This is a genomic window from Actinomadura alba, assembly GCF_014323705.1.
Taxonomy (GTDB): domain Bacteria; phylum Actinomycetota; class Actinomycetes; order Streptosporangiales; family Streptosporangiaceae; genus Actinomadura_C; species Actinomadura_C alba.
The window spans coordinates 183799-194379 of record NZ_JABVEC010000016.1; the positions used below are offsets into that span (position 1 = coordinate 183799).

General features: G+C 69.0%; 10 protein-coding genes. 4 read left to right on the forward strand and 6 right to left on the reverse strand.

The annotated features are described in order from the left end of the window. Positions 1–8 precede the first annotated feature (8 nt). From ldtCP to HKK74_RS21805, 3 genes are all read right to left on the reverse strand, one after another. Positions 9–932, reverse strand: a complete 924-nt coding sequence (gene ldtCP / locus HKK74_RS21800) for a protein-sorting L,D-transpeptidase LdtCP (protein ID WP_514130590.1) — start codon at positions 930–932, stop codon at positions 9–11. A 134-nt stretch (positions 933–1066) separates the two neighbouring features. Continuing rightward, on the reverse strand, positions 1067–1201 hold the full coding sequence (locus HKK74_RS40990) for a hypothetical protein (RefSeq protein WP_281397936.1): 135 nt from the start codon (positions 1199–1201) through the stop codon (positions 1067–1069). Between the two features lie 511 nt (positions 1202–1712). After that, entirely contained in the window at positions 1713–5318 is a 3606-nt protein-coding gene (locus tag HKK74_RS21805) for a hydantoinase B/oxoprolinase family protein (protein WP_187245108.1), read from the reverse strand. 105 nt (positions 5319–5423) lie between these two features. Here HKK74_RS21805 and HKK74_RS21810 point away from each other — a divergent pair, with 105 nt between their 5' ends. Continuing rightward, positions 5424–6548, forward strand: a complete 1125-nt coding sequence (locus HKK74_RS21810; protein WP_187245109.1) for a Rossmann-fold NAD(P)-binding domain-containing protein — start codon at positions 5424–5426, stop codon at positions 6546–6548. A gap of 26 nt (positions 6549–6574) precedes the next feature. Here the strand turns inward: HKK74_RS21810 and HKK74_RS21815 are convergent, their stop codons facing one another. Both HKK74_RS21815 and HKK74_RS41960 read right to left on the reverse strand, forming a co-directional pair. Beyond that, positions 6575–7216, reverse strand: coding sequence for a phosphate signaling complex PhoU family protein (locus HKK74_RS21815; protein ID WP_187245110.1), 642 nt, complete (start codon positions 7214–7216; stop codon positions 6575–6577). A gap of 186 nt (positions 7217–7402) precedes the next feature. After that, positions 7403–7831: a CBS domain-containing protein gene (locus HKK74_RS41960; RefSeq protein ID WP_376771545.1), complete on the reverse strand. Its 429-nt coding sequence runs from the start codon at positions 7829–7831 to the stop codon at positions 7403–7405. On the opposite strand from HKK74_RS41960, the gene HKK74_RS41965 reads away from it, so the two are divergent. Next, on the forward strand, positions 7821–8252 hold the full coding sequence (locus tag HKK74_RS41965; protein ID WP_187245111.1) for an AbrB family transcriptional regulator: 432 nt from the start codon (positions 7821–7823) through the stop codon (positions 8250–8252). The genes HKK74_RS41960 and HKK74_RS41965 overlap by 11 nt on opposite strands. On the opposite strand, the gene HKK74_RS21825 is transcribed toward HKK74_RS41965, so the two are convergent. After that, the gene (locus HKK74_RS21825) at positions 8184–8555 is read right to left on the reverse strand and encodes a hypothetical protein (RefSeq protein WP_187245112.1); all 372 of its coding nucleotides are present in this window, start codon (positions 8553–8555) and stop codon (positions 8184–8186) included. The two genes, HKK74_RS41965 and HKK74_RS21825, sit on opposite strands and share 69 nt — an antisense overlap. A 410-nt stretch (positions 8556–8965) precedes the next feature. Between HKK74_RS21825 and HKK74_RS21830 the strand changes: the two genes are divergently transcribed. Beyond that, positions 8966–10141 carry an MFS transporter gene (locus HKK74_RS21830; RefSeq protein WP_187245113.1) on the forward strand — a complete coding sequence of 392 codons (1176 nt, stop codon included), beginning with the start codon at positions 8966–8968 and terminating at the stop codon, positions 10139–10141. 110 nt (positions 10142–10251) lie between these two features. Next, a partial coding sequence (locus tag HKK74_RS21835; protein ID WP_187245114.1) for a carboxymuconolactone decarboxylase family protein occupies positions 10252–10581 on the forward strand: 330 nt, incomplete at its 3' end.

Below are 10581 nucleotides of genomic sequence, written 5' to 3' on the forward strand. Positions count from 1 at the left end.
GAGGATGGCTAGTTCGTGATCAGGACAGGCGTGCCCAGTGGCACCTTCGACAGGTGCCGTAGCGCGTCCGTCGGCACTCGTACACAGCCGTGGGTGACCGCTTTGCCGAATACCGATGTGGTGGGCCAGCCGTGGAAGGCGACGGTGCCCGGTCCGCCGCCGAAGGTGTCGAGGGTTTCGGAGTGCGCTCCGACCGGCAGGATCAGCGGACTGTAGGTTCGCTTGTCCGGTTCCAGCGAGGCGAGCATGAACGTACGACCGGTCGGGGTGGGTGTCTTGGCGGCCCCTACCGCGACCGTCCACGTCCCGGCCTTCCGCCCGGACTTGATGATGGTGAGCCGGCGCGTGCTCACATCGACCTTGACGACGTGCGTACTGCGGGCGAGTTGCAGCTTGACACCGCCGGTGGGGATCCATCCGGTCGCCCGGTTGGGCCGGCTGGGCAGTAGCACCCGCAGCCACCCCGGCTTGGACTCCACCACCGGAACCCAGGTGGGGCTGCCCAGCTGCGAACTGGGCAGCACCGCCACGGGCGGTCCGCCCACCTGAGCGGACACCTTCACCGGCGCCGGCGGATGCACCACCGTCCCGTCGCCGCCGGCGAACGGATCCGGGTCCAGCGGCATGCCCTTCAACGTCGTGTACGTCGTCGCCTGTGGCAACTTCGCCGCGGCCGTCGACGACTGCCCATCCGAGGAGCCCCCCGCCGCCTGGCCCTTTCCGCAACCGCTCATCAGCGACGCGGCGACCGCCATAACCGCCATCAAACTGCACAAGCCGCCCAACGACGCGTACAACCCGGTCGTACGGTCGTGGCGAGCGTGCTTGGAACGATAACCCACGAACACTCCAAGAGATCGTGATGCTGGGGAGAGCGGGGACGGTCCCCAACGAGAGCGGTATCGCACTGAGAAGCCACAATGACCACGCATGTGACCGGTAGATGGCTAGACCATCTTTGTTGTGTTCCCCTTCTCCCTGGTAAGGCTTCTGCACCGTTAACTACGCATAGGTCCCGACATGGGTTGCACGGCGCCCTCAGGTAACTTCGGCCGGCTGCAGTCCCCTAACGCGGAAGACAACAGCCGAAGACCACGCGATAGCTCCCGCATTCGGCGTTAGGAGTGATGACGCCGGCAATCCGCACGGCATGCGCGTTAATGTCCGTGACGGATTCCAGACCTTCCAGGTCGTCGATCATGTCGAGCTCACGCAGGTGTCGGTGGAACATCGGGCACTGCCAGCGGCAGACCGGGCCCCGCCCAACGAGCAACCGAAGGACAGGACCCGACGCCGCGCACCCAACGCAACTCGGTGGCACAGACCATGCGAGCGGTCACCGGGCCGGCCACCGATGCGGAGCCTCACCCGCCCACGGCTACACCTCAACCCGGATGGGACCCGCCGCCACACAGGGAACGCAGCGATGAAACACGGCATGGCCACCGTGCCTCATCTCATACAGCGTCGCGCCGACCGAATACGTCACACAGAGCAGTGTTCAGCTGACTCGCCGACGCGAAATCGTCGAGTCAGCCCTCGCACTCACCTGGCCGACGGCAGGGGAAGGCCTTCCCAAGCCACCGTCGGTATCGTGGTGCGACGATGACGTTCATATCTGGCGAAACCACGGTGCTCGCGACGCACCGCTTCCGACGTTTCCAGGACCGTGATCTCAAGGGGCGCGGTTCTGGCATGGTGCTCCTCTCTTCTCAGAGTTGCGGGCCGTATCCACCGCCGCCGGGGGTCTCGATGACCAGGACGTCGCCGGTGTCCAGGTCGGTGTTGTCGCACCCGGCGAGATGCTGGACGCTGCCGTTGGCGCGCTCCACACGGTTGGCGCCGAGGGCGCCCGGGGACCCACCGGCCATGCCGTAGGGCGGTATTCGCCGGTGACCTGACAGGGTGCTGACCGTCACCGGCTCACGGAAGCGGATCCGGCGGACGGCTCCGTCGCCGCCATGCCAGCGGCCGGCGCCGCCGCTACCCCGCCGGATGGCGAACTCCTCGACGAGCACGGGGTGGCGCCATTCGAGGACCTCCGGATCGGTCAGCCGGGAGTTGGTCATATGGGTCTGTACGACAGACGCCCCATGGAATCCGTTGCCCGCCCCGGAGCCGGAGGCGACCGTCTCGTAGTACTGGTGCCGCTCGTTGCCGAAGGACACGTTGTTCATCGTCCCCGAGCCCTCGGCCTGGACGCCCATCGCGGCGTACAGGGCCCCGGTGATCGCCTGAGAGGTCTCCACGTTCCCGGCGACCACGGCCGCCGGAGGGACGGGTGCGAGCATCGAACCCTCGGGGATGACGATCCGCAACGGGCGCAGACAGCCGTCGTTGAGCGGGATGTCGTCGGCCACCAGGGCGCGGAAGACGTAGAGCACGGCAGCCGTCACCACCGACGAGGGTGCGTTGAGGTTGGAGTCGAGCTGCGGCGAGGTGCCGGTGAAGTCCAGCGTCGCGGAGCGCCGGGCGTGGTCGACGGTGACATGTACCGAGATCACCGCGCCGGAGTCCGTCTCGTACCGGCAGGCGCCGTCGCTCAGCGCGTCGATCACCCGGCGTACGGACTCCTCGGCGTTGTCCTGGACGTGCCGCATGTAGGCCTGGACGACATCGAGGCCGAAGTGCTCGATCATGGCGCCGACCTCGTCGACGCCCTTGCGGTTGGCAGCGATCTGAGCGCGCAGGTCGGCCAGATTGGTGGCGGGGTCGCGGGACGGGTACGGGCCGCTGGTGAGCAGCCGCAGCGTCTCGGCCTCGTGGAACCGGCCGTCCTCAACAAGCAGCCAGTTGTCGAACAGGACGCCTTCCTCCTCGATCCGGCGGCTGCCCGCCGGCATGGAGCCGGGGGTGAGCCCGCCGATCTCCGCGTGATGGCCACGCGACGCGACGAAGAACAGGATCCGCCCGTCTTCGGCCTCCGTCCCGAAGACCGGGGTGATCACGGTGATGTCGGGCAGGTGGGTGCCACCGTGGTACGGGTCGTTGACCGCGTAGGTGTCGCCCGGTCGCATCGTGCCCGCGCGGCGGCGGATGACCTCCTTGACGCTGGTTCCCATCGAGCCGAGGTGCACCGGGATGTGCGGGGCGTTGGCGATGAGGTTGCCGTCCGGGTCGAACAGCGCGCAGGAGAAGTCGAGCCGCTCTTTGATGTTCACGGACTGGGCGGTCGACTCCAGCCGTGCCCCCATCTGCTCGGCGATCGACATGAAGAGGTTGTTGAAGATCTCCAGGAGGACGGGGTCTGCCTCGGCGCCGACCCGCGCCTCACCGACGGCGGCCACTCTCCGGACCAGCAGGTGCCCGGCGGCTGTCGGCGTCGCCTGCCAGCCATCGTCCACGACGGTGGTCGCGTTGGCCTCGGTGATAACGGCCGGGCCGGTCAGGCGGTCGCCGGGCCGCATCAGTTCGCGGCGGCGCAGCGGCACCCGGCGCCAGGCGCCGTGTGTGTACAGCCGTACGGTGCCGTCGGCCGGGCTCTCGTATCCCGGCGGGGGCTGCGCGAGATGGGCGAGGTCGGGCTGCTCGGTGAGCCCGGTCGCCTCCGCCGAGAGCACCTCGACGATCAGCGGACGGTCCATCAGGAACGAATAACGGGCCCGGTGTCCGGCCTCGAAGGCCACGGTCATGGCATCCGGATCGGCCAGGTCGACCGGGACGGTGGTGTCGGTGCCGTCGTAGCGCAGGTGGGCGCGCCGGGTCACTCTGATCCGCTCGGTCGGCACCCCTTCGTCGAGCAGCTCGGTGCGCGCCGCCGAGTCCAATGCCTCGGCGACCTCCATGATCTTCGGCATCGCGTCCGCGTCCAGCCGGGTCTCCACGGACTGTTCACGCATGGCAGTGGTGTCGGCGAGGCCCATTCCGAGCGCCGAGAGCACCCCGGCCATCGGCGGCACCAGTACGGTGCGGATGCCGAGCGAGTCTGCCACCGCGCAGGCGTGCTGGCCGCCCGCGCCCCCGAACGTGGTCAGGACATACTCGGTGACGTCATGGCCCTTCTGTACGGAGATGCGCTTGACGGCGTTGGCAATGTTGGCCACGGCGATCCGCAGGTAGCCCTCGGCCATCTCCTCGGGCGAGCGCTCGTCGCCGGTCTCGGCGCGGATCCGCTCGGCCAGGTCGGCGAACCGCAGCCGCACGAGGCCGTCGTCCAGGGGCTGGTCCCCGCCGGGGCCGAACACCGTGGGGAAGTGGGCGGGCTGTACTCGCCCGAGCATCACGTTGGCATCGGTGACGGTCAGCGGGCCCCCGGCGCGGTAGCAGGCCGGTCCCGGGTCCGCGCCGGCGGAGTCCGGTCCGACCCGGTAGCGGCTGCCGTCGAACTGCAGCACAGAGCCGCCTCCGGCGGCGACGGTGTGGATGTCGAGCATCGGGGCGCGCAGCCGTACGCCGGCCACCTGCGTGGTCAGCACCCGCTCGTACGCGCCGGCGTAGTGCGACACGTCGGTGGAGGTGCCGCCCATGTCGAAGCCGATCACCTTGTCGAAGCCGGCGAGCCGTGACATGCGGACCATGCCGACGATGCCTCCGGCCGGGCCGGAGAGGACGGCGTCCTTGCCGTGGAAGTGCCCGGCCTCGGCCAGGCCGCCGTTGGACTGCATGAACATCAGCCGCACGCTGCGCATCTGCTCCGCGACGTGCGCCACGTACCGGCGCAGCACGGGTGAGAGGTAGGCGTCGACCACCGTCGTGTCGCCCCGTGGCACCAGCTTCATCATCGGGCTGACCTCGCTGGACAGCGACACCTGCGGAAAGCCGGTCCGTTCGGCCAGCTCGCCGATCGCCCGCTCGTGCGCCGGATGCAGGTGACTGTGCAGGCACACCACGGCTACAGCGCGGATGCCGTCGTCGTACGCCTGCCGCAGGTCGTCGGCGAGCCGGTCGAGGTCAGGGGGACGCAGCACCGCGCCGTCGGCCATGATCCGCTCGTCGACCTCGATCACCGTCTCGTACAGCTGCTCCGGCAGGACGATCTCGCGGTCGAAGATCCGTGGCCGGTTCTGGTAGCCGATCCGCAGCGCGTCGGCGAAGCCGCGTGTGATCACCAGGGCCACGCGCTCGCCCTTGCGCTCCAGCAGGGCGTTGGTCGCCACCGTGGTGCCCATCCGTACGGCGTCGACACGAGCGGCGGGTACGGGCTCATGCTCGGGCAGGCCTAGCAGCAGACGGATTCCGGCCACGGCCGGATCGCGGTAGCGCGCGGGGTTCTCCGACAGCAGCTTGTGCGACAGCAGCCGGCCGTCGGGGCGCCGGGCGACGATGTCGGTGAAGGTGCCGCCCCGGTCGATCCAGAACTGCCACCGTTGACCGGCCATGGCTTCAGTATCCGGCCCCCACCACGAAACCCCCACCACAAAACTTCGCAAAACGCCCTTTGGCTAGCATAAGTTGCATAAGGATCACCGCTGGAGGTGAGGTCGATGGCACGCCTGATGGTGGGCGTCGCCAAGGAGACCGCGCCCGGTGAACGCCGCGTGGCGCTCGTCCCCGCAGCCGTTGGCGCTGTCTCGGCGCTGGGGGTGGACGTGGCGGTCCAGGCTGGAGCCGGCGCCGCCGCCGGGTTCACCGACGCCGCGTACGCCGAGGCAGGTGTAGCCGTCCTGACCCGCTCACGACTCTTCGGCCTGGCGGACCTCCTGGTCGGGGTCCAGGCGCCTCGTCTCCGCGTGGACTGTCGGCTCCGGCGCGGGCAGGCCCTGATGGGCCTCCTCCAGCCCCTTCGCAGCCCCCTGACGATCCGGAACTGGGCGGTCCAGGGGATCACCTCGATCAGCCTGGACCTCATGCCGTCCGCTCTCATCCACGGTGAGTTGCTGGACGCCGCCGCCTCTCAGGAACGGATCACCGGCTACGAGGCCGTTCTGGTCGCAGCCCACCACTGTGGCCGTTGTCTGCCCGCCACGGTCGGAGAAGAAGGCACCGGACCGGTGCGGGTACTCGTCGTCGGCGGCGGCGCGACCGGCCTTCAGGCGATGGCCACAGCCCACGGGCTCGGGGCACGCGTCGAGGTGTACGACGCGAGCCGGCGCGCCATCGATGAGGTGCTCTGCGCGGGCGCCGAGTACCTCGACCTGTCGGCGGCCGGATTCCCGGCGGCCGTGCGTCTGGCGCTCACCGCGGTGATCCCGCGGTTCGACATCGTCATCGCCACGCCGTGGGAGCCACCGGGCGCGGAGCCGGACGGTCTGATCACTGCCGAGGCGGTCAGGGCCATGCGGCCGGGCTCGGTGGTCGTCGACACCACCGTGGAGCCTGGCATCGGTACGGTCGAACTCGCCGTACCGGACACCACCGTAACCGCCGGGCCGGGCATTCTCGTCATCGGCGCGGGCAACCTTCCCTCGCGTGTCGCGGCCACGGCCTCGGCCGCCTTCGCACACCGCATCGCGGCGCTGCTGGCCCACCTGATACACGACGGCGCCCTGGCGATCGAACTGACGGACCCTCTCCAGGCCGCGATCGTGGTGACCCATCGCGGGAACGTCCTGAACGACGCGGTGTGGCAGCAGATCCTCGACGTGACGGCGCCCGCGGGCCTGCCATGAATCGCCTCGCCCCCTGCCGATCGGGGTCAGGTGGCCAGCATGGCCACGTGGCAGGCAGCCGACACCGCGTGGCGCGCACAGCCCTCGTAGCAGCGCCCCAGCAACGCCACGTCAACCGCGTCCGAGACGTCAACCGGCGGATCTCCCGACACCAGCAACCGGTCGAGGAGCCGTTGCTGGCCCGCGATCTCGCCCACGTGCCGGTCCAGCGCCGTGGCGGCTTCAGCCGCCGCCGGCTCCAGCTTCATGGTCTCGCCCGCCCTGGCCACCAGAGCCAGCACACCACCGCTCATCGTCTCGGCGGCAGCCCCCAGGTGTGCGGGCAGCGGCGGCTTTGACCAACGCGACCAGGCGATCTCGGCGATCTGCTGTGTCAGTTTGGCCAGGCGCTCCATGTCGCCGCCGAGATGGACCACCGCAACGGTCACGCGAACGTCCGACGATTCCGATGCGCCGTAGGGTGCGGCGAGCGCGATCTCCTCGATCTCCTCGATCTCCTCGCGCAACTCGTGCAGCGCCTGTTCGGCTGCCTTCATGCTGTCCTCGGCAGCGGCTTCGTCACCGAAGAGAACCGTCGACGCACGGCTCAGCGCCGTTCGTACGACATGCAACGAGACGGCCAACTGGTCGGCGAGTCGCTGGGGCCGCTGGTCGTCGGGCTGAGTCATCCCTGGACTCCTTCCTCGGCCGTCCAGCCTGGGCATGGGGACAGGCCCGGGCCACACGGAAGCACGTGCCGGGCCGGTGCGCGAAGGGTCAGCACCACCCTGCGGGCGCCCCACGCCCGCGCGATGCGGCACGCCGTACGGCACCGGCCCCGACTCCCCAGGCTCCGCTCGCCCACCGCTCGTCCTTCAACGCAACCTGATCGACATCACGAGCGGCAGAGCCGAAGGTCCCCGAACCGGACAGCACAACGCACCGCGAGGGCACACACGGCCGGCCGCGGTGACATCGCGCTCGTACAAGAGGTGCACGGCCTGCTTCACCGTCCAATCGGATGGCACGGTCACCACCGGAGAGGTCATGACCTCGCGGACCAACATGCCGACCACCTCCGACCTTCCTCGGATCGGGCGTGCTCCGGCTCCCTCACAAGCACCTGCCGCACCAACGCTCCCACTCCCACCAAACACGGATACCGCAGCCGGGACAGGGGCCATCGCCCCAGGGCACGAGGACCTTCGGGCACGGGCCCGCTGCGTTGATCGACCTGGGCGGCCGACTCGTACGGCTCGCCAACGCCGAGGTCGCGAAATCCGTCGCTCGTCAATGACGATCATCAGGGTCGCGAGGCCATTCCTGGTCGTTGAGCACGGGGGATGCGCCCAGGGCGCGAATGTGGCCGGGGCGGCGTTGCCTCTCGCCGGGGTCACCGGTGCGACGGTCGTGCTGACTCTCGCGGCCACCACCGTCCTGATCCGGATCGGGCGGATCGACCGGGCGACAGCGACGTTGGGCATGGTCGCCGGTGGATCCGCAGCCGTGGTGTCGGCCGCCAAGGACCTCGACGCCGACCCTCGGATGGCGCCTACATTCGCGGCTTCCTCGGCCGTACGGTGTCCTGACGACTCTGCCGAAGGAGGGCCCTGGCCGTCGGGGGGCCTCCCCCGCAGTGCCCGTCCGGAGAAGGCGTTAGTCCCATCCGCCGTCCTCGACGCCGATGCTCGACATCAGGAGGGCATACGCACCGAACAGCAGTAGCGCAACCGAGATGAGGAAGCTGAGGGCGCTGACGAACCACAGGAACTCATGACCCCGAAGGCCGCGTCGCCGCGACCTGCTGCCGTGGCGGAAGGCGAGTATCCCGCCCAGAAAGGCCAGCGCCGACGGAAGGAAATATAGCGGCTGCCAGTCCGGATGCTTGTGCGCCGTGAGCTGGTGCGGCCCCACTATGAGCAGCACAAGGGCCGTGACAACAGGTGCCACGACCCCGATGAGGGCAACCGCGGCGGCTGCCCTGATCCGTCCCGTCGTCTGCCCGTCCTCGGTCTCACGCCCACTCACGCACATCCTCCTGAAGAAAATGACCGCACCAACACTGCTCTGACCGCCGCCGACCGCAACGCGCCCGCAGGCGCCGGCGAGGCGGAACGGCCGTTGCCAGCACACCCACTCAACCACCCCTGGTGGAACGGCAGATCGCTTCAGATACTCAAGTCGACGGTGCGCGCATACTCACCGCCGACCGGCGAGTCGCCCCAGCCCGTACCCCCGCAGCCGCCGCTGATCTGCTTCGGCTCGTCATGCTTCGCTTGGGCGTGAAGCAATATACGGGTACGGGGTAGTTCTCATCTGCTTCAGCTAAGTTAGGGCAATGCGAAGGAAACAAATACGGGGTACGGGTAGTTGGCGAGAATCTGAGCACCCGTCACCGGCGTCATCAGCATGAGCCGGGTTCGAGCCAAGGAGGCATCGTGCCACATGTGATCAGCCGGCCCGGCGTCGTGTCCGGTACCCGGATGGCGGTGTTCCTGGCACTTGTGCATGCCGTCAACGACGTCCTGACCGCCATCCTCGGTGCGTTGTTGCCCACCCTGCAGGTTCGGTTCGCGGCCAGCACCGCGACCCTGGCGCTGCTCGTGGCCGTCTTCACCATCAGTTCGTCGGTCACCCAGCCGGTTCTCGGCGCCCTTGCGGACCGAGCCGGGCAGCGTCGCGTCGCCGCGGCAGGTGTCGCCCTGGCCGCGATCTCACTCAGCCTGGTCGGCGTCGCGCACAGCATTCCCCTCCTGCTGAGCCTGCTCGTCCTCGGTGGGATCGGGTCCGCCGCGCTGCACCCGGTGTCCACAAGCATCGTCGGGGGACCGTCCTCGAAGAACCCCGGCTTGGCCGTCGGCCTGTTCACCGCGGGCGGGATGGCCGGCTTCGCCGCCGGTCCGGTACTGATTCTGTATCTGGTCGCCAGTCATGGCACCGGCATAACTCCATGGCTGATGCTGCCCGGGCTCGCCCTCGCGCTTGGTGTGCTGACCCTCCTGCCGGTCTGGCAATCCCACAGCACCGGCCGCATGAGCCGAATGCTCGACCACCGCGCCCTCACCGGCGCCGTCGGGTGGCTCACCATCTCCGCTGCACTGATCAGCCTCGCGTTCATCACCTTCACCAGTGCCGTGCCGCTCTGGCTGGTCGCCGAGCACGGTATCGCCACCGATGCTCCGCTGCTGGGCTGGATCCTCGGGGCTTTCTCCCTCGCCGCAGCGCTCGGTGCCGTCGTAGGCGGGGCCGTAGCGGCGCGACTCGGCTACGCCCGCACCACTGCTGCGTCTCTGCTGGCTGCGGCACTCCCCCTGATGACCGTGCTCGTTCTGCCCGCGGGTTTCGGCACGCTGATCGCCGCAGCCGCCGCGGGTGCCCTCCTCTACGCCAGCCAGCCACTACTGATCGTCGCTGCCCAGAACGCCGCTCCCCGAGCTCCCGCAGCCGCAGCCGGGATCGTGATCGGCATCGGGAGCGCCCTCGCGGGCCTGCTCTACATCGCCGTCGGCGCCGTGCAAGGCGTGCTGGGACTCGCCCCGACCATGGCTGCGACGTTCGCCCTGCTCATTCCCGCCGCCGCCATCGCCCACCGCGCCCTGCGAGCCACCGAATGAGGGGTCATGGTCAGCGAGGCGCACTCCGAAAAGTACATCTCTCCTGATGGCCACATGGCCAGACCGCACCAGTACTGCTGCCTGATCGTCCGACACCCTGGGAGAAACTCATGCGACACCTGCACGCACTCGCCCCCGCCGACGCACCGAAGAGATCCCGAGAACTCCTCGAGGAGATCATCGACCGGCACGGCTCAGCAGGCGACATGGTCCGCACCATGGCACATTCACCGGCGTTGCTCGAAGGTTATCTCGGCTTCTCGTGCGCGATGAAACGGGTCAAGCTCCCGCGCCCCTTGAGTGAGAAGATCTCCCTCGCGGTACAGGAGTGGATCGGGTGCGACCACTGCCTGGCCGCACACACCGAAGCCGGGCGGGCAGCGGGATTGAGCGAAACCGACATTGCCCTGGCCAGAGAAGGAACCGCCACCGACCGGCGC